The 25,898-nt window shown below is 65.2% G+C and carries 19 protein-coding genes; 4 read left to right on the top strand and 15 right to left on the bottom strand.

What is annotated here, in order from left to right:
* Positions 1-2 precede the first annotated feature (2 nt).
* The 3 genes from mobA to EJA05_RS14440 form a co-directional block, all read right to left on the bottom strand.
* A complete protein-coding gene (gene mobA / locus EJA05_RS14450) occupies positions 3-578 on the bottom strand; it encodes a molybdenum cofactor guanylyltransferase MobA (protein ID WP_125858772.1) in 576 nt (191 codons plus the stop codon).
* 62 nt (positions 579-640) lie between these two features.
* Positions 641-3,763 (bottom strand): efflux RND transporter permease subunit, encoded by a 3,123-nt coding sequence (locus tag EJA05_RS14445; RefSeq protein WP_125858771.1) that lies wholly within the window; start codon positions 3,761-3,763, stop codon positions 641-643.
* Between the two features lie 11 nt (positions 3,764-3,774).
* The gene (locus EJA05_RS14440; protein ID WP_125464190.1) at positions 3,775-4,950 is read right to left on the bottom strand and encodes an efflux RND transporter periplasmic adaptor subunit; all 1,176 of its coding nucleotides are present in this window, start codon (positions 4,948-4,950) and stop codon (positions 3,775-3,777) included.
* Positions 4,951-5,108: 158 nt separating this feature from the next.
* Between EJA05_RS14440 and EJA05_RS14435 the strand changes: the two genes are divergently transcribed.
* Positions 5,109-5,810 (top strand): response regulator transcription factor, encoded by a 702-nt coding sequence (locus EJA05_RS14435; RefSeq protein ID WP_125464189.1) that lies wholly within the window; start codon positions 5,109-5,111, stop codon positions 5,808-5,810.
* Positions 5,811-5,816: 6 nt separating this feature from the next.
* Positions 5,817-7,115 (top strand): ATP-binding protein, encoded by a 1,299-nt coding sequence (locus EJA05_RS14430; RefSeq protein ID WP_125464188.1) that lies wholly within the window; start codon positions 5,817-5,819, stop codon positions 7,113-7,115.
* A 102-nt stretch (positions 7,116-7,217) separates the two neighbouring features.
* Here EJA05_RS14430 and EJA05_RS14425 read toward each other — a convergent pair whose 3' ends face one another.
* The 5 genes from EJA05_RS14425 to wecB form a co-directional block, all read right to left on the bottom strand.
* Positions 7,218-8,306, bottom strand: coding sequence for a GGDEF domain-containing protein (locus EJA05_RS14425; RefSeq protein WP_125858770.1), 1,089 nt, complete (start codon positions 8,304-8,306; stop codon positions 7,218-7,220).
* A 122-nt stretch (positions 8,307-8,428) separates the two neighbouring features.
* Positions 8,429-9,268, bottom strand: a complete 840-nt coding sequence (locus tag EJA05_RS14420; protein WP_125858769.1) for a DUF4434 family protein — start codon at positions 9,266-9,268, stop codon at positions 8,429-8,431.
* Positions 9,268-12,270: a phage receptor gene (locus EJA05_RS14415; protein ID WP_125858768.1), complete on the bottom strand. Its 3,003-nt coding sequence runs from the start codon at positions 12,268-12,270 to the stop codon at positions 9,268-9,270. Before EJA05_RS14415 ends, EJA05_RS14420 begins: the two co-directional genes overlap by 1 nt.
* Entirely contained in the window at positions 12,267-14,441 is a 2,175-nt protein-coding gene (nfrB, locus tag EJA05_RS14410; RefSeq protein ID WP_125858767.1) for a cyclic di-3',5'-guanylate-activated glycosyltransferase NfrB, read from the bottom strand. The genes EJA05_RS14415 and nfrB overlap by 4 nt, the downstream gene beginning before the upstream one ends.
* Positions 14,438-15,592: a non-hydrolyzing UDP-N-acetylglucosamine 2-epimerase gene (wecB, locus tag EJA05_RS14405; protein WP_125858766.1), complete on the bottom strand. Its 1,155-nt coding sequence runs from the start codon at positions 15,590-15,592 to the stop codon at positions 14,438-14,440. Before wecB ends, nfrB begins: the two co-directional genes overlap by 4 nt.
* Before the next feature lie 251 nt (positions 15,593-15,843).
* Here wecB and EJA05_RS14400 point away from each other — a divergent pair, with 251 nt between their 5' ends.
* On the top strand, positions 15,844-16,281 hold the full coding sequence (locus EJA05_RS14400; RefSeq protein WP_110994504.1) for a PACE efflux transporter: 438 nt from the start codon (positions 15,844-15,846) through the stop codon (positions 16,279-16,281).
* Between the two features lie 186 nt (positions 16,282-16,467).
* Complete coding sequence (gene ilvA, locus EJA05_RS14395) at positions 16,468-18,024, top strand: threonine ammonia-lyase, biosynthetic (protein WP_125858765.1); 1,557 nt, start codon at positions 16,468-16,470, stop codon at positions 18,022-18,024.
* Between the two features lie 18 nt (positions 18,025-18,042).
* On the opposite strand, the gene EJA05_RS14390 is transcribed toward ilvA, so the two are convergent.
* The 7 genes from EJA05_RS14390 to EJA05_RS14360 all read right to left on the bottom strand — a co-directional run bounded on the left by EJA05_RS14390 (position 18,043) and on the right by EJA05_RS14360 (position 25,739).
* Positions 18,043-20,244, bottom strand: a complete 2,202-nt coding sequence (locus EJA05_RS14390) for an LTA synthase family protein (RefSeq protein WP_125858764.1) — start codon at positions 20,242-20,244, stop codon at positions 18,043-18,045.
* Between the two features lie 136 nt (positions 20,245-20,380).
* Positions 20,381-21,658, bottom strand: a complete 1,278-nt coding sequence (locus EJA05_RS14385) for a hypothetical protein (protein ID WP_125858763.1) — start codon at positions 21,656-21,658, stop codon at positions 20,381-20,383.
* A gap of 46 nt (positions 21,659-21,704) precedes the next feature.
* Positions 21,705-22,448 (bottom strand): hypothetical protein, encoded by a 744-nt coding sequence (locus EJA05_RS14380; protein ID WP_125858762.1) that lies wholly within the window; start codon positions 22,446-22,448, stop codon positions 21,705-21,707.
* 32 nt (positions 22,449-22,480) lie between these two features.
* Positions 22,481-23,161, bottom strand: coding sequence for a C39 family peptidase (locus EJA05_RS14375; protein ID WP_125858761.1), 681 nt, complete (start codon positions 23,159-23,161; stop codon positions 22,481-22,483).
* Positions 23,162-23,227: 66 nt separating this feature from the next.
* Complete coding sequence (locus tag EJA05_RS14370; protein WP_110994510.1) at positions 23,228-24,679, bottom strand: heme utilization protein; 1,452 nt, start codon at positions 24,677-24,679, stop codon at positions 23,228-23,230.
* 48 nt (positions 24,680-24,727) lie between these two features.
* A complete protein-coding gene (locus EJA05_RS14365; protein WP_125858760.1) occupies positions 24,728-25,300 on the bottom strand; it encodes an adhesin in 573 nt (190 codons plus the stop codon).
* A gap of 1 nt (position 25,301) precedes the next feature.
* Positions 25,302-25,739, bottom strand: coding sequence for a hypothetical protein (locus EJA05_RS14360; RefSeq protein WP_125464174.1), 438 nt, complete (start codon positions 25,737-25,739; stop codon positions 25,302-25,304).
* Positions 25,740-25,898: the final 159 nt, after the last annotated feature.

Genomic DNA, 25,898 nt, shown 5'->3' with positions numbered 1-25,898 from the left:
ATTCAGTCCTGCAGCAGTTCCGGGCTGTTGAAGTTGCTCAGCCGCTGATCATCCTGCGCACACTCCAGCCCCTGCACAGCTTCAACCAACAGCGCCTTCTGCAAACTCCGCTCACCCGCCGCCCAAGCCAGCTCCAGCACCGGCAGCACACGCCGCGGCAGCGCACTGAACATCGGCTGCCAATAGCCCCCCTGACGGACCATCGCCGCACTGTCGTGCTCTACAGCCAGCTTCAGCAGGTCCTCTATCAGCACCTGATCAACCAACGGCGCATCGCACGCCAGCAGCACCACCCATTCATGCCTGGCCACCGTCAACCCGGCAATCACCCCGGCCAGCGGCCCAGGGAAGTCGGCCTCGGCATCGCCAACCAGTTGGTCGGCATAGGGCCGATACAGCTCCTGGTTGCGATTGCAGGAAATCACCACATCGTCGGACAACCCTCGCACCACACGCTGCACATGGGCCACCAGCGGCTCGCCGCGCCACGGCAGCAGGCCTTTGTCACGGCCGCCCATGCGCTGGCCACGGCCACCGGCGAGGATGAGGATCGAGCAGGGGGGCAGGGCAGCGGGCATGAAAAAGGGTTCCGGGCAGTCAATGCCGGGAACCCTCTCATTCAACCCAGGGGCTTGTCCAGTCAGCTTTCGCTGCTCACTGGCTTGCCCACCCTGGCCCGGTCACGCCCGGCCAGGCGCATCACCACCACGAAGAACACCGGCACGAACACCACGGCAAAGGTGGCGCTGAGCATGCCGCCGATCACCCCGGTGCCGATCGCCTGCTGGCTGGCCGAGCTGGCGCCGCTGGCGATGGCCAAGGGCACCACGCCGAGGATGAACGCCAACGAGGTCATCACGATCGGCCGCAGGCGCAGGCGGGCGGCCTGGATCGCGGCCTGGGTGGCATCGACGCCCTGATCGACCAGTTCCTTGGCGAACTCGATGATCAGGATGGCGTTCTTCGCCGACAGGCCGATCAGGGTGATCAGGCCGACCTTGAAGAACACGTCGTTGGGCAGGCCGCGCAGGGTCACCGCCAGTACTGCGCCGAGCACGCCCAGCGGCACCACCAGCAGCACCGCGGTGGGGATCGACCAGCTTTCGTACAGCGCCGCCAGGCACAGGAACACCACCAGCAGCGACAGCGCCATCAGCAGCGGTGCCTGGCTGCCGGACAGCCGCTCCTGCAGCGACAGGCCGGTCCACTCAAGGCCTGCGCCGGCAGGCAGTTGCGCCACCAGGCGCTCGATCTCGGCCATGGCGTCGCCCGAGCTGTAGCCAGGCGCCGGTTCACCGGAGATCGACACCGCCGGGTAGCCGTTGTAGCGGGTCAGCTGCACCGGGCCGCTCTGCCAGTGGGCGGTGACGAAGGCGCCCAAGGGCACCATCTTGTCGCTGTTGTTGCGCACATGGATCTTCAGCAGGTCCTCGACCTGGCTGCGCTGGTCGCCTTCGGCCTGCACCACCACCCGCTGCATGCGGCCCTGGTTGGGGAAGTCGTTGACGTAGTTGGAGCCCACTGCGGTGTTGAGTACCTCGCCGATGGCGGCGAACGATACGCCCAGCGCGTTGGCCTGGCGGCGGTCCACTTCCAGCGCCACCTGCGGGCTTTCGGCCAGCGAGGCTTCGCGCACGTTGACCAGCAGCTTGCTCTTGCGCGCCTGTTCCAGCAGCTGGTCGCGGGCCTGCATCAGTTCGCTGTAGCCCATGCCGCCGCGATCCTGCAGGCGGAACTCGAAGCCGCTCGACTCGCCCAGGCCGTCGACCGGCGGCGGCAGCACCGAGTAGGCGATGGCGTCCTTGAGCTGGGTGAAGGCCATGGTCGCGCGGTCGGCGATGGACTGAGCGCTGTCGTCGCTGCCGCGCTCGGACCAGTCCTTGAGCGTGGTGAAGGCCAGCGCCGCGTTCTGCCCGCTACCCGAAAAACTGAAGCCCAGGATCAGCGTGGTGTTGGCCACGCCCGGCTCTTCGGCGTTGTGCGCCTCGATCTGCCGCGCCACTTCGATGGTGCGTGCCTGGCTGGCGCCCGGCGGCAGTTGGATATCGGTGATGGTGTAGCCCTGGTCTTCGGTGGGCAGGAACGCGCTGGGCAACTGACTGAAGCCATACACCAGCACTCCCACCAGCGCGACATACACCAGCAGGTAGCGGCCGCTGCGCGCCAGGGCGTGGGTGACCCAGCGCTGGTAGCCGTTGCTCATGCCGTCGAAACGGCGGTTGAACCAGCCGAAGAAGCCTTTGCGTTGGTGATGCTCGCCTTTGCCGATGGGCTTGAGCAGGGTGGCGCAAAGCGCCGGGGTGAGGCTCAGGGCGAGGAACGCCGAGAACAGGATCGACACCGCCATCGACACCGAGAACTGCTGGTAGATGACCCCCACCGAGCCTTTCATGAAGGCCATCGGCAGGAACACCGCCACCAGCACCAGGGTGATGCCGACGATGGCGCCGCTGATCTGGCCCATGGCCTTGCGCGTGGCCTCCCTGGGCGGCAGGCCTTCCTCGGCCATGATCCGCTCGACGTTCTCCACCACCACGATGGCGTCGTCCACCAGGATGCCGATGGCCAGCACCATGCCGAACAGGGTCAGCACGTTGACCGAGAAGCCCAGTGCGTTCATCACCGCGAAGGTGCCCATCAGCGCCACTGGCACCACCAGTGTCGGGATCAGGGTGTAACGGAAGTTCTGCAGGAACAGGAACATCACCGCGAACACCAGCACCATGGCTTCGACCAGGGTGTTGATCACTTGCTTGATCGACACTTTGACGAACGGCGAGGTGTCGTAGGGGATGTCGTATTTCACCCCGGCCGGGAAGTAGCGCGACAGCTCATCGAGCTTCTGCTTGACCAGGGTGGCGGTTTCCATGGCGTTGGCGCCTGGCGCCAGCTTGACGCTGAAGGCGCTGGTGGCCTTGCCATTGAGGCGGGTGCCGTACTGGTATTCCTGGGCGCCGATCTCGACCCGGGCGACATCGCCGACGGTCACCGCCGAGCCATCGCGGTTGGCCCGCAGCACGATGGCGGCGAACTCTTCGGGGGTGCTCAGCTGGCCCTTGACCAGCACGTTGGCGGTGATTTCCTGGGTCGGCCGGGCGGGCAGGTCGCCGATGCTGCCCGGCGCCACCTGGGCGTTCTGCGCGGCAATGGCTTCGGCCACATCGTTGGGCGTGAGGCTGAAACCGACCAGCTTGGCCGGGTCGATCCAGATCCGCATGGCCCGTTCCGAGCCATACAGCTGCGCCTTGCCCACGCCCTTGACCCGGCGAATCTCGTTCATCACGTTGCGCGCGAGGATGTCCGACAGGGCGATCTCGTCGAGGCTGCCGTCCTCGGAGGTCAGGGTGGCCAGCAGCAGGAAACCGGTGGACACCTTTTCCACCTGCAGGCCCTGCTGGGTGACCGGGCGCGGCAGGCGCGACTCGATCACCTTGAGGCGGTTCTGCACGTCCACCTGGGCCAGGTCCGGGTTGGTGCCGGGCTGGAAGCTGGCGGTGATGGTGGCGCTGCCCAGGCTGCTTTGCGAGGCGAAATACAGCAGGTTGTCGGCGCCATTGAGCTCCTGCTCGATGATGCTGACCACGCTTTCGTCCATGGTCGCCGCTGAGGCGCCCGGGTACACGGCGTAGATTTCCACCTGCGGCGGCGCCACATCGGGGTACTGGGCTACCGGCAACTGCGGTAGGGCCAGGCCGCCGAGCAGCAGGATGAACAGCGCGACCACCCAGGCGAAGACCGGGCGGTCAATGAAGAACTGCGGCATGGATCAGGCCCTCACTGGCCGTTGTGCTGGACGATGGGGAGTGCGTCCGGTTGTTCGTCGACCTGCACCTGGTCACCGGCCTTGACGTGCTGCAGGCCTTCGACCACGACGCGTTCGCCCGGCTTGAGGCCGTCGTTGACGATCCAGCGGTCGCCCTGGGCGCTGCCCAGTTGCACCTGGCGCTCGCTGATACGGTCCTGTTGGTCGACCACCAGCACCTTGGGTACACCGGCGCTGTCACGCAGGATCGCCCGTTGCGGCACGCTGATGCCCTGGGGTTGCACGGCCTGGTCCAGGCGCACGCGCACGTAGCTGCCAGGCAACAGGTCGAGGTCGGGGTTGGGGAACTCGCTGCGCAGGGTGATCTGGTTGGTGCTTGGGTCCACGCTGAGGTCGGAGAACAGCAGCTTGCCGGGCAGCGGGTAGGCGCTGCCGTCGTCCTGGATCAAGGTGGCCTTGACCTGGCCCTGGCCGACCTGTTGCAGCTCGCCGGCCCGCAGCGCGCGGCGCAGGGCATTGAGCTCGCGGGTCGATTGGGTGACGTCGGCGTGGATCGGGTTCAGCTGCTGGATGGTCGCCAGTGGCGTGGTCTCGTTCTGGCCGACCAGTGCGCCTTCGGTCACCAGCGCCCGGCCAATGCGCCCGGAGATCGGCGCGGTGACGGTGGCGTAGCCGAGGTTGAGGCGGGCGCGCTCAAGGGCGGCCTTGGCTTCGGCCACCGCGGCGTCGGCCTGCAGGAAGCTGGCGCGGGCATTGTCGTACTCCTGGCGGCTGACCGCTTTGTCGTCGACCAACTGGCGATAGCGCTGCTCTTGCAGGCGGGCCTGGTAAACCGTGGCCTCGGCCTTGGCCAGGGTGGCGCGGGCACTGTCGAGGTCGGCCTTGAACGGCGCCGGGTCGATCAGGAACAGCACATCGCCCTGCTTGACGTCGCTGCCTTCGCGGTACACCCGCTTGAGCACCACCCCGGCTACCCGGGCGCGGACCTCGGCGGTGCGCGGGGCGAGGATGCGCCCGCTGAGTTCGCTGCTGATGGCCAGCGCCTGCAACTGCAGGGTTTCGACCCGCACCTGCGACACAGGCGCCTGGTCTTCCTGCTCGGCAGCGTCATCGCAACCGGCAAGCGAGAGGGTTAACAGCGCCAATAGCGCCAAGGGGCGCAGGCGCGAAGTGCTCAGAATGGACATACGGATCTTCCAGGGTTGATCGGGCCTATGCTAAGGCAAGCGTTCGCGGGGGCGCTGTTAAGCTCTGTAGGGGGTATGTGAAAAAGTGTGAAGCAGCGGCGGCACCCGGCGCAGGATTCGATATCCTGCCTCCCTTCACTCCTTCGTCAAAGCCCTTTATGCCGAACCTTCTCTTGGTCGAGGACGACAGCGCACTGTCCGAGCTGATCGCCAGCTACCTGCAACGCAACGACTTCCATGTCCGGGTGATCGCCCGTGGCGACCATGTGCTGGATGCGTTCCGCCAGCTCAAGCCGGACCTGGTGATCCTCGACCTGATGCTGCCGGGCCTCGACGGCTTGCAGGTGTGCCGCCTGCTGCGCCAGGAGTCGCAGAGCCTGCCGATCCTGATGCTGACCGCCCGCGACGACAGCCACGACCAGGTGCTGGGCCTGGAGATGGGCGCCGACGATTACGTGACAAAACCCTGCGAGCCCCGCGTGCTGCTGGCCCGGGTGCGCACCCTGCTGCGCCGCAGCAGCATCCACGAACCACGCCTGGACAGCGAGCAGATCCTCATCGGCGGCCTGCACATCGACCTGGCCGAGCGCACGGTCAGCTGGCGTGGCGAAGAGGTGGAGCTGTCCAGCGGCGAGTACAACCTGCTGGTGGTGCTGGCGCGCAACGCCGGCGAGGTGCTCAGCCGCGACCGCATCCTGCAGCAGCTGCGCGGTATCGAGTTCAACGGCACCGACCGATCGGTGGACGTGGCCATCTCCAAGCTGCGCCGCAAGTTCGACGACAGCGCTGGCGAAGCGCGCAAGATCAAGACCGTGTGGGGCAAGGGCTACCTGTTCAGCCGCGTCGAGTGGGAGTGCTGATACGCCATGCTGAAGATCCTGGTGCGCCTGTACCTGGTGATCATCGTCGCCTATGCCGGCGCCTTGCTGCTGATCCCCGATGCCATCGTCGGCGCCTTCCACGGGCGCTTCATGGCTTACAACCTGGACCAGACCAAGGGCGTGCAGTCGTTGATCGTGCGCCAGTTCCAGCAGGCGCCGCGCGAGCTGTGGCCAGCGGTGGAGCAGGAGCTGGCCAAAGCCTTTGCGCCGTTGGAGGTGCAGTTGCTGACGATGGACCAGGCCGACCTCGACCAGGAAGAGCGGGGCCGCCTGGAGCACGGCCAGCATGCGGTGCGGATCGCCGACTGGGGTTACTACGAAACGGTGCTGGCCCCCTTGGACAAACAGTGGCTGGTGCGCCTGCACTCACCGCCCGACCCGCTGGACATCAACGTGCTGTCGTGGGGCGTGACGGTGCTGATCGGCGCCGCCATGCTCGGTTGCCTGCTGCTGTGGGTATGGCCGCACTGGCGCGACCTGGAGCGGCTGAAGGAGACCGCGAGGCGCCTGGGCCAGGGTGACCTGGCCGAGCGCACGCACATCCCGCCGCGTTCGAACATCGGCGAGCTGGCCGGGGTGTTCGACACCATGGCCGGCGACCTGGAGCGCCACCTCAACCAGCAGCGCGAGCTGCTCAATGCCGTGTCCCATGAGTTGCGCACGCCGCTGACGCGGCTGGATTTCGGCCTGGTGCTGTTGTACGACGAAGTGCCGCCGGCCAGCCGCAAGCGCCTGCTGGAGCTGGTCGGCCATGTGCGCGAGCTGGATGAACTGGTGCTGGAACTGCTGTCCTACAGCCGCCTGGAGAATGCCAATCAGGCCCGCGAGCGGGTCGAGGTGTCGCTGCTGGAGCTGGTCGACAGCGTGCTCGGCAGTTTTGCCGAAGAGCTCGATGGCCGGGGTATCCAGTGGGAAGTGCGCAGCGAGGGCGACTTGCCGCGCTTCGTGCTCGACCCCAGGCTGACCGCCCGCGCGGTACAGAACCTGGTGCGCAATGCCATGCGCTACTGCGACGAGAGCCTGCTGCTGCGCCTGCGCCTGGAAGACGACGGCGCCTGCCTGCTGACGGTGGAGGATGACGGCATTGGCATCCCGGTGGAGGAGCGCGAGCGGATCTTCCAACCGTTCTACCGCCTGGACCGTAGTCGTGATCGCAATACCGGCGGGTTCGGGCTGGGGCTGGCGATCAGCCGGCGAGCCATCGAGGGGCAGGGCGGGACCTTGACCGTGGCGCAGTCGGCGCTGGGTGGGGCGCAGTTCAGGATTCGATTGCCGGCGGGGTGATGGGTTACCCGGACCGGCCCTATCGCCGGCAAGCCAGCTCTCACAAGGATCATTGTTTCCCTGTGGGAGCTGGCTTGCCAGCGATAGGGCCGGTACAGGTTGTCATTGCCCTGCCAAGGGCGCGCTCCACAATACGAACCTATCCTTGCCGCTGTGCTTGGCCGCGTACAACGCCTGGTCCGCGCGGATCAGCGCCATGGTCAGGGTGTCGCCACTGGCCACCGCGGTCAGGCCGATGCTGATGGTCACTGGGTACTCGGCGCTGTCTTCGCGCACCCGGCGGCACAGGCCGACCACCTGTTGCTCGGCGGCCTGCTGGTCCAGCCCCTGGAAGAAGATGGCGAATTCCTCGCCACCCAGGCGGGCGAACTCGAAGGCACCCATCGAGGCGCGGATATGCCTGGCCACGCGTTTGAGCACCTCGTCGCCGATGTCATGGCCGAACTGGTCGTTGACCTTCTTGAAGTTGTCGATGTCGATCATCGCCAGGTACTGCCCGGGGCCGGCCATTTGCAGCTGGCGTTCGGCCTTGGCCATGAACGAGCGGCGGTTGGGGATTTCGGTGAGCACATCCACATAGGCCTGGTCGAGCAGCACCTTGGACAGGTAGAAGTTGTGCAGCTTGGCCTGGCGGATGCGCAGGTAGCTGTAGATCACCAGGCCGCTGAGGCATACCGCGTAGCTCAGCAGCATGGCGCCTTCGAGCTCCAGGACCTGGATGTGGGTGTGGTAGAAGGGGTTGAGTATCAGCCAGGTGATGGCCATGGCGGTGAAGAACGACCAGCGCCGTATTGGCAGGATCGACACGGTATAGAGCACGGTGGCCACCACCAGGATCAGCCAGACCGGACGCAGGGCGATGGGGATGCCGTCGATCACCAGGCGCATGCCCAAGGTGAGCACGCCGAGAAACAGCAGGTGCAGCACGTCGAAATGGCGGCTCCGGCGGGTGAAGCCGAGCACCACGGTGAGGCTGCACAGCACGGCGATGAAGGCGCCGGAAATCCAGGTGAAGCCCTGGCCGCCGAGGTAGCTGATGATCAGGTCGAAGACCAGCCAGATGGCGATACCGACGCAGAAGATCAGCAGGCAGAAGCGGTGCATGGCCTCGTATTCGTGCTGGCGGAACTCGGCGCGCAGGGCGGCCGGGGCGACCTGCTGGCGGATGTGGGCTTCGAGGGTTTTGTACATGATGGCTCTTGGTTGGTTGTTACTTCCCGGGCCTCATCGCTGGCAAGCCAGCTCCCACAGGGTGTGCGCCTTAACCTGTGGGAGCTGGCTTGCCAGCGATGAGGCCGTAAAGGGCGTGTGGCTCAATTCGGTGACAGCACGCCTTTTGCCCACGGCCTGTAACGCAAGGCAAACACCGCTTCGGCATGGCATCCCCCGGTCAGCATGGGCTGCGCGGGCTCGGCGCGAAACGGCTGGCCCGGCGCACTGACCTGGCGGAAGGCCTCGCGCACGATACCTACCCGACAAGGCAGGGCCTGTTCGTACCCTTGGCGCACCAGTGACGGCAAGCGCCCGGTGCCGGCGCCATCCTGCCACCACACACTCAGTCCAAGGCCGGCGAGCTCCTCCAGCCAGGCGCCGTTGACCCCTGGCGACAACTGCCCGGCACTGAACGTGCTGATGTGCAGCGGCTTGTCCAGTTGCCGGTTGAATGCCTGCAGCTGAGCATGCAGCGCCGCGCGGCGCTCGGCATCGCGAAAGTGCAGGTCGTCCAGCTCCAGCGGCAGGTACCAGCCTTCCACAGGCAGCGCCCAGTCATTGCGCAGCTTCTGGTATTGGCTGAGCGAACGGCCCAGCTGGGCCTTGAAGTAGTTGTTCAGGCCCTCGTTGTCGAGCTCTTCCAGGCGCTGATAGTAGGCCGGGTCCATGTACAGGCCCAGCACCAGTTGCAGGCCCTGGGCCCGGGCTTCACGCAGGCTGTTGGCGAGCCAGCCGTCGGTGCCGCCGAAGTCGCTGTCGCCATAGGCGCTCCATTGCACGATCAGGGTCTTGCCGCCTTGGGCCACGGTGGCGTGCCACAGCTGCTGCCATTGGGCTGGCGTGACCGTGGCATCGCGGTTGAGCGGCTGGTAGAACAGGCGCTGGTCGGCCTGCGCGGGCAGGCACAGGGCAAGCAGGCAGGCCAGTAGCAGCGTACGCATCAGAAGTTCATCTCCACGCCCACCAGCACGCCATTGGCACGCTCATAGAGGTTGCCACCCAGCGCCTGCTGGTACTCGGCGCGTACTTTCAGCGAGCCCCGGTAGGCGTTGTAGCGGTCGTCGTCGAACCACCACTGCCAGCGCACGCCGACCCCGGCGCGAGCGTCCTGGCGCCAGTCGTTGCTTGGGTCCTGGCTGGAGAACTCGAAAAAGCCGTAGGGCATGATCGTCTGCGGCGACTGGCTGGGCAGTTTCCAGGCGTGGCCCTGTTGGAAGCGCGACAACCAGGCATGGTCGCCAGCACGGGTCCACCAGGCGGCGTCGAGGTAGAGGAAGCGCTCGTCCCAGTCGTCCTCGTCGATACGCCAGTCGTTGCGGTAGCGGCCCTGGTCGAGGAACGAGGCAGTGGCACGCAGCAGCAGGTCGTTGCTTGACTCGGCGTGGTGGCGCAGGTCGCCCCAGTTGCCGCCGACCTTGGCCGGGCTGATCAGCTCGCCCAGGCTCAGGCCGTTGTAGTGGTCGCTGTCGATCTGGCGCTGGTGATAGAGCTCGGCGTACAGGTTGAGGTTGGCCTGGCCGATGGGTTTGTAGCGCAGGCCCACGCCGGTGCCCATGCTTTGCGCGTAGTCGGTGCGGCTCTGGCCGCCGAACAGTACCCGGCCGTATACCGACAGGGTGCTGCCGTTGCGGCTGGGCTCCTCGCCCAGGGCGTGGTCCCACATGGCCAGTTGCACGTTCTGCGACTGGGCGCGACGCGAACTGCCGCTGCGCTGGCCGTTGTCGAGGAACTTGTCGTTGGTCGAGGTGCCGGCGGGCGACCAGGTACTGGCCAGGGTGATGCTGTCGCGCCGTGACAGGGTTTCGTGGGCGCGGCGCTGGCGGTACTTGCGCGCCTCCAGGCTGCCGTACTCGTCGTCGCCGTCGACCAGGTTCTGCTCGACGTCCAACACCCGGCGCAGTTCGCGGCGGGCCGAGGCGCTGTCCTCGGCTTCGTCGTAGCGCAGGGCCAGGGTTTCGCCCAGGCGGTAGTCCTCGGGGAAATCGCGGGTGGCGCGTTCCAGGTAGGGGATCGCCTGGCGGCGTTGTTGTTTGTCTGCGGAACCGGCCAGGCGCATGCCGTAGTCGGCGCGGTAGCGCGGTTGGTCCGGGGCCAGGCGCACGGCTTCGGCGAGCCAGGCGATGCTCTGGGCGTTGTCGCCGGCCTGCTGGGCAGTGTTGGCGGCGGCGTAGTAGTGGTCGGCGCGTGGCGCGTGGCGCGGGGCTTCGCGTTGCAACGCCAGCGCTTGCGAGGTGTCGCCCTGGCGCTGGGCGATGGCAGCACCCAGTGCCCAGTCGTCGGCGCTGTTGTGCGCTGCGGCGTCCCAATGGCGGCGTGCGGCGTTGGCGTCGCCGGCATTCAAGGCGCTGCGGGCGGCGGTGAGGCGGGCGTTGTCGGTCCAGGCACTGGCCGGCAGGCTGTTCCAGATCGCCAGGGCCGCCTGGGAATCCCCCGAGGCCTCCAGGGCGTAGGCCAGGGGCAGCCGGCTGCTGGTGTCGCCCAGGCGCTCGGCGGCCTGGTAGTAGACCACCGCTTCACCGGGCCGGTCGGGCATGGCGCAGCGGCCCAGGGCGCGGTACTGGCCGGCCTCGCTGGGGTTGGCCGGGATCGCCCGGCGCACGGCATCGCACTGGTCGTTCTCGGCCAGGCGGCCGAGCAGTTGCGCGCGTGTGGCGGCATCCACCCGTGGCACCAGGGCCAGCATGCGTTGGCTGTTCAGCGGGCCGTCGTTGCGGGCGTAGAGGTTGCCCAGGCGTTGCAGCAGTGCAGGTGTGAGGCGGCCCTGGCGGCGGTCGTAGGCCTGCTCGAGCAGTTGTCGGGCGCGCTCTACCCGGCCTTGTTCCAGCCACATGAAACTGGCTTGTTCCAGCGCGGCAAGGTCGCCGGTCTGGCGGTAACGCTGCTCCCATTGCGCAGGCGTGTGTGGTTGCGGTGGGCGAGGCGGGTCGCCATACAAGCGCTGTTTGAGGATGGCGTAAGCACGTTCATCGTCATTGGCCTGGCATTGGCCCAGCTGCTCGCGGGCCAGCGCCGGGTCCTTGCGCGACAGCCAATCGACGGTTTCCAGGCAGGGGCGCTGCAACTGATTGCTGAGGCTGCGTACCAGTGCGGCGTCGTTGCCTGCGCGGGCCAGCTCCCACAATTGCTGGCGCTGTTCGGGCTGCTGCAATTGTTCGGCGGGCAGGCTCTGCAACCAGCGCTGGGCTTGCTGGTTATGGCCCATGGCGATAGCTCGTTCGGCCATGGCCAGGCGTGCCTGGGTGGCAGCCTGGGGTGATGGGGCGCTGGCCAGCAGCTTGGTCAGGCCCTGTTCGTCGACCTGCTGGATGTAGGCATTGGCCAGCCGTTGCCAGTCTGCCGGTGGCAGTTGGCCCTTGGCGGCCAAGGGTTGCAACTGTTCGATGGTTTCCCCCCAGTTGCGCAACTGTTCGGCGAACGAGCCCCGGGCCAGGCGCAGCACTGCGCCGTCGTCCCGTGGCGGCAACTGGTTGAGCCAGTCCAGGGCCCGGCGTGCGCCACCGAACTTGGCCAGGCTCAGGCTGTAGGCCTGCCACAGGCGGATGCGCTGGTTGGCGTCGCTGCTGGCCAGCCAGCCCTCCACCTGGCTGGCGGGCGGCGGGTCCTGCTCGATCCAGGTCAGGCGCAGCTCCAGCAGGGCGTTGGCATGTTCGGGGTTGTCGTCGAGGTCATCGGCGATGGCCTCGGCTTCCTTGTAGCGGCGCTGGTGGGCGAGGGCCTCGGCCAGCAGGGCGCGGGCCTCGTTGTTGTTGGGCACGCGCTTGAGCACGTGGCGGGTAAGCCGCTCGACCTCGGCCCAGTTGTCCCGTTGCGCTTCACGGTAGCCACGCTCCATGAACGGGTAGCTGGTGAACCGCTGGAAGTCGCTCATGGGGGCCGTGGGGGCGGCCAGGGCAGAGGTGCACAGCAACAGGCTGGCCACACTCAGGGAAAAACGCGGCGTCATGCCACCTCCCGGGTCAGTTCATAGGCGGCCTGCTGTTCGCTGGCCTGTTCGTCGAGCGCCTGCTGCAACACCGCCTCGGTGATGATCCCGCGTTCGATCAGGTGCTCGCCAAGGCTCTGCCGTTCGGGGTCGAAGTCGATCAGTGCCTGGTTGAACAGGGTGGTTGGGACCATGCCACGTACTTGCAGCAGGGTGCCGAGCATGACCTGGTGGGTGCAGACCTTCTCGATCAGCTCGGCATCGTCCTGGTGGCGCTCCAGCACCTTGAGCATCTGGCGGGTCTCAGGCTGCTGCCAGGGGCTCGGGTAGTGGTAGCGCAGGCCGAGCGTGACCCGGCCCTGGGGGGCCAGGCGGGCACGCACCGGGCGCTTGAGTTGGCGGCTGATCACCCCCAGCGAGACCTGGCTGACCGGGCTTTCGCTGGCCAGCACCAGGGTGTCGCCGTCTTCCTCTACCGGTAACACGCCGTAGTGGGTGGCGAGCTTGCGCGGCAGCTTGTCGATCAGTTGCGGGTTGATCTTGAAGGGGTTGAGGGGCGCCCACGGCAGGTCGAGCTGCTCGGCCAGGGTCTCGACCAACTGTTCGCTGGTCAGCCAGCCGCGCAACAACAGTTCGCGGCCCAGGCGCCGGCGCACCGGGCTGGTAATCGCCTGCTCCAGCTGCTGTTCGGTGATCAGACCCTTTTCCATCAGGCGATGCCCCAGCGGCGTGCGTGCGGGGGTGGCGATGGCAGGGAACTCGTGGGTGGTCTTGTCCCAGGCCACGCGCCGCGAATCGCCCATCTCCATGACCTGGCGCAGGGCGCGCAGGTTGGCGAAGAAGTTGACGAAGTTGCTCCACATCATCCGTGGCGCCGACAGCAGCCCTTCGAAGATGCCGTAGTAGCGGGTGACGAACCAGAACCGCTGGAACAGCCGGTTGACCAGCAGCAGGCCATTGAGCCAAAGCAGCAGGCTGAGCAGCTTGCTGTCGCTGAGGATCGACATGAAACGCCACGACTCCGGGGCGATCACCGTGACCAGCCACATGGCCAGCAGCACCAGCAGCAACAGGTTGACCAAAAAACTCAGCAGGTAGGCGAACAGCCCGCGGCGATCGCGCCAGAGGAAGTAGTTGAGCGCGCCGGTGCGGCTCCAGCCGAGGTTGCTGGTGCCCTGGAACACGATGCCGACGATCCACCGAGACTTCTGCCGGATGGCATGCTGCCAGTCGCGGGGAAAGTGCTCGCGGACGCAGATCACCTGGGCGAACGCGCGGCTCATGCCGGGGCGCCACTCCTGCTTGAGGGCCAGGGCCGGGTCGGTGATGGAGTAGCGGGCGAAGATGCATTTCATGCCCTTTTGCTTGAGCCGGAAACCGATGTCGTAGTCCTCGGTCAGCGATTGCACGTCGAAGGCGATGCCGTCGCCGTCTTCGAGCAGGGCGCTGATTGCCCGCCGGCTGAAGCAGGTGCCCACGCCGGCGCTGGGCACCTGGCCGGTGAGCGCCTCGCGCACGATCACGTCCTTGCCGTGGTTCTCGGCGAACTCGTCGACATAGTGCCCGGCGGTGAAGCCTTTCCATTCCGGGGCATAGGGGTACACCGGGATCTGGATCATGTCCTTGTTCGGCAGCAGGTAGTTGAACAGGCGCAGTTCCATGGGCGAGATGACGTCTTCGGCGTCATGCAGGATGAAGCCGGCGAACTCGATGCGCGCGTCCTGCTGGAAGCGCAGGATGGCGTCGATGATGTTGTTCAGGCAGTCGGCCTTGCTGGTGGGGCCGGGGCGGGCGCATACCACCTTGTGCACGTTGGGGTAGTGCAGGCACACGGCATCGACGTCGGCCTGGGTTTGCGGATCGTTGGGGTAGGTGCCGACGAAGATCTGGTAGTTCTCGTAGTCGATGGTCGACGCCGCCAGGCGGGCCATCTCGCCGACCACGCCGACTTCGTTCCACGCCGGGACCATGATCGCCAGGGGTTTCTCCGGCACCTCGAACAGGCGTTTTTCGTCGGCCTTGTCGTGCTTGTCGTAGATGCGAAAGCGCCGGATCAGCGTGCGGCCCCAGTAGCACAGGTCGATGAACAGGTCGTCCAGGCCCAGCAGGAACATCAGCGTGGCCAGGATGATGGCAACGATCTTCAGGCCGAACAGCACGTAGGTAAGGAAGTCGACGAAGGCCAGGCTCATGCGTTGTCCCGTGCGGCATGTTGTTCGGCGAACCAGCGGCTCAGGCGCTCGGCAATACGCTCGCTGGCATGGCCGTCACCGAACGGGGTGTAGACCCGGGCCATGCGCGCGTAGGCGTCGGGGTCGTCGAGCAGTTGGCTGGTTTCGTGGACGATGCGTTCGGTCAGGGTGCCGACCAGCTTCACCGTGCCGCCCTTGAGCACGGCGGGGCGCTCGGTGACCTTGCGCAGTACCAGCACCGGCTTGCCCAGGGCGGGGGCTTCTTCCTGCACACCGCCGGAGTCGGTAAGGATCAGGTGGGCGCGGTTCATCAGCCAGACGAAGTGCGGATAGTCCTGGGGGGCGACCAGGTGGATGTTCTCGCGGCCGGACAGCACGCTGTACACGGCATGCTGCACCTGCGGATTGAGGTGCACCGGGTACAGGAACTGTACGTCCGGGTAGCGCAGGGCGAGTTCGGCCAGTGCCAGGCAGATGCGCTCGAAACCGCTGCCGAAGTTTTCTCGACGATGGCCGGTGATCAGCACCATGCGCTGGTCATCGCGCAGCACGTTCAGCGGCGATTCGGCGGCCGGGCGCCAGTTTTGCTGCTGCAGTTTGTCGCGCATCCACAGCAGGGCGTCGATCACCGTGTTGCCGGTGACCTTGATGTGCTCCGGCGGCACGCCCTCACGGATCAGGTTGGCGTCGGAGTCGCGGGTGGGGGTGAAGTGCAGGTCGGCGAGCACTCCGGTCAGGCGCCGGTTGGCTTCCTCGGGCCAGGGTTGCTGCAGGTTGCCGGTGCGCAGGCCGGCCTCGACGTGGCCGATGGGGATGTGCCGGTGGAAGGCGGCCAGGGAGGCGATGAAACTGGTGGTGGTGTCGCCATGCACCAGCACGATGTCGGGCCTGGTCTGCTCATAGGCCCTGTCGAGCTTGTCCAGCAGGTCGCGGGCCAGGCCGTTGAGGGTCTGGTTCTGGGTCATCACCTTGAGGTCCTGGTCGACCCGCAGGCCGAAGGCGGTGAGCACTTGCTCGAGCATTTCGCGGTGCTGGCCGGTGGAGCAGATATGCAGGTCGACTTCGGGCCAGTTGCGCAGCACACGGGCCAGTGGGGCCATCTTGATTGCTTCAGGGCGGGTACCGAATACCATCATGACGGTGTAGGCCATGGTCTAACTCCTCGTTCGATTCCCTGGACGAAGTTGTAGGACAAAGCGCTCCTTGCGAATGATTGATAGAAGCAGCCGGACGCGTGGTTGTCCAATGGATGAGTGGGTGCAAGCGATCCAGGTCAATGCCATGGGTTTGCACGGCAACCTGTGGAGGCGTGCGGGCCGCAGAGGGTTCAAAATTTATTGCAGGCTTTTTCCAAGGCCCCATATTTTGTTATGTTGTAGCTCTTTGATTTCGGGAGCGGCACATGCAAGGCAAGGCCCGCAAGATCGTCCAGGCCATCCTCTACGAGGCCATCGCCGTGGCCTGCGTGGCGCCGGCGCTGGAGCTGGCGTTCGGCGCTGGCATGGCCGAATCGGCGGTGTTGTCGATGCTCATGTCGGCGATCGCCATGAGCTGGAACATGGCCTTCAACTGGGCCTTCGAGCGCTGGGAAGCACGCCAGCCCCAGCGAAGCCGCACCTTCCTGCGCCGGCTGCTGCATGCCTTGGGTTTCGAGGGCGGGCTGGTACTGATCCTGCTGCCGCTGGTGGCGTACTGGCTGGGCATCAGCTTGTGGGCGGCGCTGGTCACCAACCTGGCGTTGTTCGCCTTCTTTTTTGTGTATGCCTTTGTCTTCCAGTGGGGGTTCGACAAGGTGTTCGATGTGCCGCTATCGGCGCAGGACGCCGCGAAAGGGTGTTGACTTGCGAGAACTGCGCAGGATAAGTTTCCGACCCATGAACACATTCCCGCACCTGCGCACCGCGAGCATTATTATTACCGCCATTATCGGATTGGCGGGCTAGCGCGTACGTGCACCGAACCCGCCCTGGAGGCGGGTTTCTTCTCTCTGACTCCTGGGCAACATCAAGAAAACCAGGAGTCATCGATGACCAATCTGAGCGTCAGCCCCCGTACCACGCCCCAGCAACTGCTGTCCGAGCAGGTGCGCCGCATTCTTGGCGCGCCGGTATACGACCTGGCCATCGAGACCCCGCTGCAACCGGCCCCGGCGCTGTCGGCCGCGCTTGGCAACTCGGTACTGCTCAAGCGTGAAGACCTGCAGCCGACGTTCTCGTTCAAGATCCGCGGCGCCTACACCCGCCTGTCACGCCTGACCGACGCCCAGCGTGCGCGCGGAGTGATCACCGCGTCAGCGGGCAACCACGCCCAGGGCGTGGCCATGGCGGCCTCGCACCTGGGCATCAAGGCCACCATCGTCATGCCCACCACCACGCCTTCGCTGAAGGTCGAGGGCGTGCGCTCGCGGGGCGGCCATGTGGTGCTGCACGGCGAAAGCTTCCCCCATGCACTGGCCCATGCGCTGGCCCTGGCCGACCAGGACGGCGCCACCTTCGTGCCGCCGTTCGACGACCCGGACGTGATCGCCGGCCAAGGCACCGTGGCCATGGAAATCCTGCGCCAGCACCCAGGCCCGTTGCACGCGATCTTCGTGCCGGTGGGCGGCGGCGGGCTGATCGCCGGCATTGCCGCCTATGTGAAGTACCTGCGCCCGGAGGTGAAGGTGATCGGTGTGGAACCGGCCGACTCCAACTGCCTGCAGGCCGCCCTGGCGGCCGGTGAGCGGGTGATCCTGCCGCAGGTGGGGACCTTTGCCGACGGCGTCGCGGTGGCGCAGATCGGTGCCCACTGCTTCGAACTGTGCCGGCACTTCGTCGATGAGGTGGTGACGGTGGGCAACGATGAGCTGTGCGCGGCCATCAAGGACATCTACGACGATACCCGCTCGATCACCGAGCCCTCCGGTGCCCTGGCGGTCGCCGGGATCAAGAAATACGTGGCCCGCGAAGGGCTGCAGGGGCAAGTGCTGGTGGCCATCGACTCGGGTGCCAACGTCAATTTCGATCGTCTGCGCCATGTGGCCGAGCGGGCTGAGCTGGGTGAGCAGCGCGAGGCGGTGATCGCCGTGACCATCCCCGAGCAGCCAGGCAGTTTCCGGGCATTCTGCCAGGCCCTGGGCAAGCGCCAGATCACCGAGTTCAACTACCGCTATTACCCGGGCAAGGAGGCGCGGCTGTTCGTTGGCGTACAGACCCACCCGCAGCACGACCCGCGCGAGCAACTGCTGGCGAGCCTGGCCGGGCAGGGCTACCAGGTGCTCGACCTGACCGACAACGAACTGGCCAAGTTGCACGTGCGCCACACCGTTGGCGGGCATGCCGCGCCAGGGGTGAACGAGCGGGTGCTGCGCTTCGAGTTCCCCGAACGGCCGGGGGCGTTGCTGGGCTTCCTCGAGCGCCTGGGCAAGCGCTGGAACATCAGCCTGTTCCATTACCGCAATCACGGCGCGGCCGAAGCGCGGGTGTTTGCCGCGCTGGAGGTACCGGATGACGAGTTGCAGGGGCTGCCGGCGGCGCTCGACGCGATGGGCTACCGCTACTGGGACGAAACCGACAACCCGGCCTACCGCCTGTTCCTGGGGTAAGGCCCAGGCGGTTGCGGCTCAGCTGGAATGGGCGATATGCCCTTCGACCAGTTCGTCCGCAGGTTCTTCCTCACCCGGCAGGGCGGTGATGACACTGAAGTCGCTGACTTCGACTTCACCACCGCCGTACCCCAGCAAGTGGAAGGAAAACGCCTTGCGCTGGGTCGGGTTGTCGAAGTCGAACTCCATCTCCAGCGGCTGGCCTGCGGTCACCAGCACTTCTTCGGGCAGGCCAAGCTGCACGTCCTGCTCGCTTTCCTTGGCCTTGAGGCGAATGTAGGCGTCGTGCTGCGGGTCGAGTGCGCGGACCTTGATACGCACCTTGGTGCGCGAACCCTCGGGCATCTCCAGGTATTGGGCGCCGATCAGGTTGTCGGCCCAGTCGTCGCGGATACGCTCATGCAGGGCGATGGGTGCCGGCCCGCCAAACTGGTAGCGCAGGTTGAGCGGGGTTTGCAGCAGCGACTGGTCGAGGGTCGTTGCCAGCAGATTGATCTGCGGCCCGAGGCTGTCCTCGCCACGGCCAAGGAACCTGGCCTGCTCGGCGATGAAGCCTGCGCTGGCGTAACGCCGGCAGCGTTGCTGGAAGTCGCACTCGCTGAGGGTGCCCTGGCCATCGTGGTAACGCAGCACGCCGTTGGTGTAGGCGATCATCTCGCGGCCGGTGTCGTAGTCGCGGTACAGCGAGCGCCCGGCCAGGGCCGCGGGGATCGGCAGGGCATAGTAGTCGAGCAGCGAGGTGGCCAGGTCGATATGGCCGTAGGTGCCGCGCTTGAGCCGTGGCAGCTGTGCCTGTTCGGGGGCGAGGGTCAGGTTGAAGCCCCAGGATGACGCCAGGCGCACGCCATCGATGCCGTGGGATTCGTCCGAGGTGATCACCACCAGGGTGTCCTTGAGCACACCCTGGCGTTCCAGGTTGTCGAGGAAGCTGCCCAGGGCATCGTCGAGGTAGGCAACTGCGGCCTGCTTGGCGGTGTCGTAGCGTTGCAGGTAGTCCTCCGGCGCCGAATAAGGCTGGTGCGTGCCGACGGTGAGCAGGGTGAGCATCCAGGGTTGGCGTTGCTTGCGCAGTTCGCCGACATAACCCAGGGCCCCTTCGAAGAAGGCGCGGTCGTCCTTGCCCCAGGGGAATTCCAGGTAGTTGTCGTTCTTGAACCATTCCAGGCCGTGCACCGCGTCGAAGCCGATGTGCGGCATGATCCGGTCCTTGGCCATGAAACGCAGCCCGGCACCCTGCAGGTAGTGGGTGGAGAAGCCGGCCTGGCGCAGTTGGGCCGGCAGGCAGGCCTGGTTGCGCAGGTCCTGGGTCAGCAGCTCGACGCCTTTGGGCGTGCCGTTGGCCAGCTTGTCGTAGTCGCCGCAGAGCATGGCGTACAGGCCGCGAATGGTCTGGTGGGTGTGCAGCACGTAGTCCGGCGTGTTCATGCCGCGCTCGGCCCAGCGGCTGAGGTTGGGCATCAGGTCTTGGTCGAAGTGGCTGCCGATGGCCTCACGGTTGGCGCGGATGTAGGCGCCGGGGATGCCTTCCAGGGTGATGACCAGCAGGTTGCGGGCGCTGCCAGGGCCGGCCAGCAGCTTCTGGCCGTTGAGGTCGGCCTGGGTCAGCCCGGCGCTGGGCAGTGGCGTTACCGGGGTTTCGCCCATGGCCAGTACCCGTGCGCGATGCTGCAGGTTGCCAGTGGCAGCCGACAGCAACTGGTGCGGCAGGTTGTACTGGCGCCACTGATCGGCGTCGGAGGGGAACAGCTGCTCGCTGCCCCAATGGCTTGCCAGCAGCACCACGGGCAGCGCCCAGGCTGCCCGTGGCAGTGGCGTGCCGCGCTGGCCACGGCTGTACCAGCTGCTGGCCAACAGCACCAGCAAGGTACTGGCCAGCAGCCAGGGCAGCCAGGGGTGGGCGAGGGCGCCGCCGGTGGAGTTCTCCATGAACTGCGGGTCGAACAGGTAGTGCAGGTCGGTCTGGTTGGGCAGGCGGCCGACGGCGCTGACCAGCTCGGCCGAAGCGATCAGCAGGGCGCCCCAGGCCAGCAGTACGGGCAGGGCCAGCCAGGTTGGCCAGCGGCGCAGCAACATCACCAGCAAGCTGCCGATGGCCAGGTCCGAGAGGTAGCCCAGGGGGTCGGACCAGCCCAGCAGGGCACGGACCGCCAGGGGGATGACCAGCACCAGTGTCACCAGGGCAAACAGCCGGGCGCGGGGGTGGCCGAGCAGGTTTCTCACGTAAGCGTTCCTCTTGCCATGAAACCGTCACACAAATGTGCGTGATGATATCAGGCCGGAGGTAGGAAGGTGCCGTAAGACAAGGCTGGTTACCAAAACGCGGGCTCGTCAGGCGAGCCCTGTTCTGCTGGCAAGCTCAGAAGTAGTACGGGAATTTCAGGCTGAACGAGAAGTCCGGCGCATCTTCGGTCAGGCCAATGGCCAGGTTCGGCACGATGGTCAGGTTGTCGGTGGCGGCGAAGGTCAGGCCGACGTTGAAGTTGGCCGCGTTGTAGTCGCTGTTGGAGATCGACTGCCAGTCGCCACCGTCGGGTCTGATCTTGCTTTTGCTGGCGAACTGGTCAGTGACCGAGAACGACATGCTCATACGCTCGTTCAGGGCGAAGGCGATACCGCCGCCGATTTGCCAGGAGTCGCCGAGTTTTACGTCACCTTTGACCTTGCTGTTGACCTGGGGGCTGATGTCACTGAACGAATCCTGCACGTTATAGGTGTAGGACAGGCTGCCGAACAGCACGGCCGGGTCGAAGGTCTTGACCAGCGAGATACCCGGGGTGATCGACCACACGCCATTGCCGGTCGGCAGGTCTTCGGGGATCGCCAGGTTGTCGTTGCCGGGGTCCTGCCGGAGCTTGATCCCGTAAGGGTCCTTGCCGGTCGGTGCCTTGATGCGCAGCGTGGCGACCGCGTCAGGCCAGTTTTCCGACTCATCGATGAACTTGTAGGCCACCCCGACGTTGACGTCGCCGAGGGTGGGGTCGCGCGTGACAGTGCCTTCGGAGTTTGCCGCGGCGGCCCCACCCGCGCCCCCGGAGGAATAGGTGGATTCGCGATACACGATGGGTGCGTTGATGTCGAACTGCCAACGCTGGTCGACGTTGTAGCGTGCCGTCAGGTCCAGGGTCCAGTTGTCCGCCTTGATGCGGTCGATGTTGATGTTGCCAAGGAAAATCGCGTCCAGCGCCAGAAAGCCGTTGAGGGTCAGCGCACGGGTATCGTAGTGGGTGTAGGTCAGGCCGGTTTCGACGCTGAACTTGCCGCCACCGAAGAAACCACTGGCTTCGTCGTACAGGTTGGAGACGCTTTGCGCGGGTTGGGAGTCGTCCTGCAGCGACTGGCCGTAGGAGCTCCCGGTCGTACCTGGCGCGCCAGTGGCCACGGTTTTAGCGCCCTTGACCCCTTCGGCGGGCGACTTGACCAGGCGTTTCGGAGCAGGTGCTGGCGGGGCTTCCTCGACTTGCCGCAGGCGTTGTTCCAGCACCATCAGGGCATTTTGTTGCGCTTCATAGCGTTGCTTCAGTTGGACCAGCTCCTGTTTCAGTGCTTCGACTTGTGGGTCCGATGCTGCCAGCAAGGTGGCCGGGGCCAAGGTACTCAAACAGACGATAGTTCTGAACGTCAACAAACGATGCATGGATTAGCCGTCCCTTCTGACTGCAAACGATGAGACTGAGCGTAGATCAGTATCCGAGATTGCGAAGGCCTTTGAGTTGGTCCAGGTTGGCGTTCATCGGCCCGGCCGTGGCGTTGTCGCGCAGCACCACATTGAGCGAGGTGATATTGCGCACCTGGTTGCTGGAGCCGAGCAGGGTGGTGCTCTGCATCAGCCCGCCCTGGCCCAGGCGCTGCAGGGTATTGCCCTGGTTGTTGCCGGCGATGATGTTCATCTGCACGCCGTTGCCGGCCGCAGAAACACTCAGCGAGCCTGCACCGTTGGCCCCGGTCAGCGGCGAGCCTGCAGCCAGCGCCTGGCCTTGCGGTTGGCTGGCCTGTGGCTGGTCGCCCCTGGCAACGGTGATCTGGACATCGTTGTAGGCGCTGTTGTAGTCGCCTGCCGCGCGTACCACTTGGGTTACCCCCTGGGTGGTATTGAGGCCAGCACCCCCGCTGACGATACCGGTACCGGCGCTTTGGGCCTGCGACGAGCCGCTGCCTTTTTCATTGATGATCGACACATAGAACTGTGGCTTGATGGTCGATTGTTGAATCTGCATCGAGGAGGTGGCGCCGATCACTTCACCGTTGGCGTTCTGCCAGGTGCTGGACATGACGATGCCGAAACTGACGATCCGCCCCGGCATCACGTAACGCCCGCGTAGATTCGCCAGTTCCTGGTCCTTGAGTTCGATGGGTTTGAACGTTTCTGCCTGGGTTGGCAGGCTGGCGGCCAGGCAGGCCGCAATCAGCCAGATCGGAGTCTTCATGGGAGGTTCCCCTGGGCGTCATGCCCGATTGGTTAGAAGAAGTCGCTTCTGATGAAACCGAAATCCAGCAACTCCGCGTCCTTTACCGGGGTGAATTGGTTGAGGCGGTTCTTGGCGCTGAGCGGAAGGGGTGGCGCGAGCAGCGCATTGCCCTTGTCGTAGCCTTGGCCGATGACGGCGAAGATGATGCCGTTCCAGCCCTTGACGAAATCGTCGATCTTGAAGCGTTTGTGGCCCAGCACCGGGTCACCGATGTAGACCCAGCCCCTGTCGACCCGCTGCATGACCACGAAATGCTTGTAGCCACGGATATCCATCAGCACCACTACCGGGATGCGGATGTCATGCAGGGACTCGGGGGCTACCCGGTAGCCACGGGCACGCATGCCCAGGCTTTCCACGTAGCGCTTCATGTCGAGCATCGAGAAACCCTGGGTGCGGACCAGGTCCTGGTCGGCATTGGCCAGCATGCCCTCGATCACATGTTGTTCATCCACGTCCAGCCAATAGGCTTGGCGCAGGATGGTTGCCAGCGATGCGGCGCCGCAACTGAAGTCGGTCTTCTGCTGCACAAGGTCGGCGAACTTGCGTTCGCGGATGCTCTGGATCGGTTTGTAGATGACCGCGCCACCCGGCAGGACGGACAATGGCATCTGGGCGGCTTCGATCACACTGGCCAGGCACAGCAGTAACGCCAAGGCAAAAATTCGCATGTTCGATGCCCCCATCGGTCCAGTTCGAAGGAAGGCCCCCCGAAGGGGGCCTCCTGGCTACAGCGATCAGAACGAGGTGTTGGAGATGGCCAGCGAGTTGCTTTGCTGGTTGCCCACACCGGCGGCCACGTTGACGCCCAGGTTGCCACTGCCACCGTTCAACGAACCACTCATGGTGGCGTTGTTGGTTACAGGGTTGGCCCAGCCGGTCGGGGTCAGCACTTGGAAGGACACAGTGTTGCTCAGCGAGTACTCGCTAGCTTCGCTCCAGCTCTTCGAGATGCTGTCCGACGATTGCGAAGCTTTTTCGCCGGATTTCTCGTAGGCCGAGGCGTTGGCTTTTTCCCATGCCGACTCGTGTGCCTTCTCGTATGCGTTGTTGCGAGACTTGTCATACGACGAGTCATGGTTGCTGGCATACGCGGAGTCATACGCCTTCTCGAACGACGAGTTGCGCGTCTTGTCGAAGGCCGAGTCGCTGGACGAGCTGTGCGCCTTGTCGATCGACGCGTCGAGCGAGGCGGTCAGCGAAGCATCGAACTCACCACTGCTGGAGCGGGTGTGGTTGCCGAAGGTCTGCGACTGCGAGGCACTGCCCGCAGCGCTGGCATCCAGCGAAGCAGTCACCGAAGCGCTCGAGGTCGAGTTGTGGTTGCTGCTGGCGGTGCCGTTGACATTCGAGCTGTGGGAGCCGCTGGCATTCATGCTGTTGGAGCCGCTGGAGCTGTTGCTGTTCGAACCGCTGGCAGTCATGCTGCTCGAACCGCTCGAGCTGCTGCTGTTGGAGCCGCTGGCGCTGCTGCTTTGCGAGCCAGACGCGCTATAGCTGGAGCTGGAGCTCTTGTCGATGCTGGCATCGAACGAACCGCTGCTAGAGGACGAACCACTCTTGGTGGTGGTGAGCGTGATCGTATCGATGGTGTAGCTGCGATCGGCTCTGTTTTCGACGGTCAGGCCAGGTCCATTCTGGTTGGCCGAAGCAGTGGCGGTTGAATTGCCGACGGGCGCACTGTTGTTGGCAATGGCCATGGTGTTTTTCTGCTGGTTCAGATCGCCGGCCGCGACGTTGATACCCACGTTGCCGCTGGTGTTGTCAGCCGAGCCGCTCATGACTGCGGAGTTCTGGGTTGACCAGTTGTACACGCGGTTGCCGTTGCTGTACTGGTCGACCTTGGCGGTGGCGGTTGCGGTGCCGAACACGAAGTCGTTGTCGGACGCGGTGTTGGCGATGGCCGCTGCGTTGTCCTGCTGGTTGCCATTACCGGCCGCCACGTTGATGCCGACGTTACCGCTGGCGCCACCGGCGGAACTGCTCATCTCGGCATTGTTGATGGTGCCTTCGTTGAGGATCTTGTTACCAGTGCTTCTTTGCACATCGGTCGCTTTGGCCGTGGCGTTGGTGTAGACCGTTCTGTCGTGATTGTGACCACGCCGGTTGTTCTGATCCGCTTGTGCAGCAACAGCCATGACCGCAGCAATTGCGAAAACCAGAGGCTTGATTGCCATCGAGGGTTTCATGGTGTTTCTCCGTCTTTTTAGGTTAAGTGTTGTGCTTACCTTTTTGGGTCATTCCGCGACCCGGACGCTTAGGGTGTTGGCCATGCGGTTTCCCACCCCGGCGCTCTGATTCAACTGAATCACCCCACGGCTACCGGTGAATGCCTGGTCGCTGGTGTTGACCTGGCGATAGCCGGGTATGGAGTCAGTTGCATCGGAGGTGTTGCGCAGCGCCACGTTCTGTTGCAACAGGACGCTGTCATCGAGACTTTGCGGTTGGGCACTGATGCTGATGCGCAGTGCGTTGGCTTGCTGGGTACCGGCGCCGGCGCTCTGGTTCACGCCCAGTACGCCGCTGCCACGGCTGAAAGCATCGCCCTGGATACTGGCGCGGCTGTCCCTGGCAGGGTCGACCGTGGTCTGCAGGCGCTGGCGGATCTGCGTCGTCGCGTTGGCCGAATGGCCGTTGGCCAGGGCACGGGCGTTGGCTTGTTGCTGGAAGTCGCCGGCCGCCTGGTTGACCGCCATGTTGCCCAGGTACTGGCTGGCGGAACTGTCGATGATGGCAGTGTCGACTACTGGGGATTGGGCGAACGCCGGTGCACTGCAAAGGGTGGCCAGAATCAGCAGCGAATGCCTCATGTCATTGGCCTCGGGTTAGGGCTTGCAGAGGCGCAAGGCCGCGCTGCACGCTGGAGTTGACCATGTTGCCGATGCCGCTGCCGGAGCCGCTGCCACGCCCGGCGGAGAGGTTGGGCAACTGGCTCTGGGTACTGATGTTGCCGCCCATGTTGTTGGTCTGTTGGTTGACCAGGGATGAGATGCCCGCGCCACTGCTGATACTGGCGAAGTCACCATCACTGAGCTCATGGGTCTGTCTGATGATCTGTGCTGACGGGTTGGCATTGGCCGTGGTCGGGGACGGGTCTGGTATCACCGGGAGGCGCGTTGCGTTGCGCACCTGCACATCACGGGTGATGACGATGAGGCCGTTATCGGCTTGGGCCTCGAGGCTCAGGCTTGCCCCCAGGGTGAAACCGACCAGCAGCAGGCAAGACACGCCTCTGTCGAATTTCCTCACGATGGCTACTCCCTCAATCGGGCGCTGGTCGTTCAGCGTTGCGAGTACAGAGAGCAGAAGCTGTGCCGCTTTTTGTTTTCCTTTGTGAATCAGAGGCTTGCTCGAGCTAGCTCGAAAAGCACCACGAATACTGTGTCAGCGCTGAAACAGCGCCCTCTG

The sequence above is a fragment of the Pseudomonas oryziphila genome (assembly GCF_003940825.1).
In the GTDB taxonomy this organism is placed as follows: Bacteria; Pseudomonadota; Gammaproteobacteria; order Pseudomonadales; family Pseudomonadaceae; genus Aquipseudomonas; species Aquipseudomonas sichuanensis.
This window is presented reverse-complemented; position numbering and strand designations above follow the sequence as displayed.

Bases quoted from the DNA above. Each gene is read 5' to 3' on its own strand.
- mobA (WP_125858772.1), bottom strand. From the start codon at position 578: ATGCCCGCTGCCCTGCCCCCCTGCTCGATCCTCATCCTCGCCGGTGGC.
- EJA05_RS14445 (WP_125858771.1), bottom strand. From the start codon at position 3,763: ATGCCGCAGTTCTTCATTGACCGCCCGGTCTTCGCCTGGGTGGTCGCG.
- EJA05_RS14440 (WP_125464190.1), bottom strand. From the start codon at position 4,950: ATGTCCATTCTGAGCACTTCGCGCCTGCGCCCCTTGGCGCTATTGGCG.
- EJA05_RS14435 (WP_125464189.1), top strand. From the start codon at position 5,109: ATGCCGAACCTTCTCTTGGTCGAGGACGACAGCGCACTGTCCGAGCTG.
- EJA05_RS14430 (WP_125464188.1), top strand. From the start codon at position 5,817: ATGCTGAAGATCCTGGTGCGCCTGTACCTGGTGATCATCGTCGCCTAT.
- EJA05_RS14425 (WP_125858770.1), bottom strand. From the start codon at position 8,306: ATGTACAAAACCCTCGAAGCCCACATCCGCCAGCAGGTCGCCCCGGCC.
- EJA05_RS14420 (WP_125858769.1), bottom strand. From the start codon at position 9,268: ATGCGTACGCTGCTACTGGCCTGCCTGCTTGCCCTGTGCCTGCCCGCG.
- EJA05_RS14415 (WP_125858768.1), bottom strand. From the start codon at position 12,270: ATGACGCCGCGTTTTTCCCTGAGTGTGGCCAGCCTGTTGCTGTGCACC.
- nfrB (WP_125858767.1), bottom strand. From the start codon at position 14,441: ATGAGCCTGGCCTTCGTCGACTTCCTTACCTACGTGCTGTTCGGCCTG.
- wecB (WP_125858766.1), bottom strand. From the start codon at position 15,592: ATGGCCTACACCGTCATGATGGTATTCGGTACCCGCCCTGAAGCAATC.
- EJA05_RS14400 (WP_110994504.1), top strand. From the start codon at position 15,844: ATGCAAGGCAAGGCCCGCAAGATCGTCCAGGCCATCCTCTACGAGGCC.
- ilvA (WP_125858765.1), top strand. From the start codon at position 16,468: ATGACCAATCTGAGCGTCAGCCCCCGTACCACGCCCCAGCAACTGCTG.
- EJA05_RS14385 (WP_125858763.1), bottom strand. From the start codon at position 21,658: ATGCATCGTTTGTTGACGTTCAGAACTATCGTCTGTTTGAGTACCTTG.
- EJA05_RS14380 (WP_125858762.1), bottom strand. From the start codon at position 22,448: ATGAAGACTCCGATCTGGCTGATTGCGGCCTGCCTGGCCGCCAGCCTG.
- EJA05_RS14375 (WP_125858761.1), bottom strand. From the start codon at position 23,161: ATGCGAATTTTTGCCTTGGCGTTACTGCTGTGCCTGGCCAGTGTGATC.
- EJA05_RS14370 (WP_110994510.1), bottom strand. From the start codon at position 24,679: ATGAAACCCTCGATGGCAATCAAGCCTCTGGTTTTCGCAATTGCTGCG.
- EJA05_RS14365 (WP_125858760.1), bottom strand. From the start codon at position 25,300: ATGAGGCATTCGCTGCTGATTCTGGCCACCCTTTGCAGTGCACCGGCG.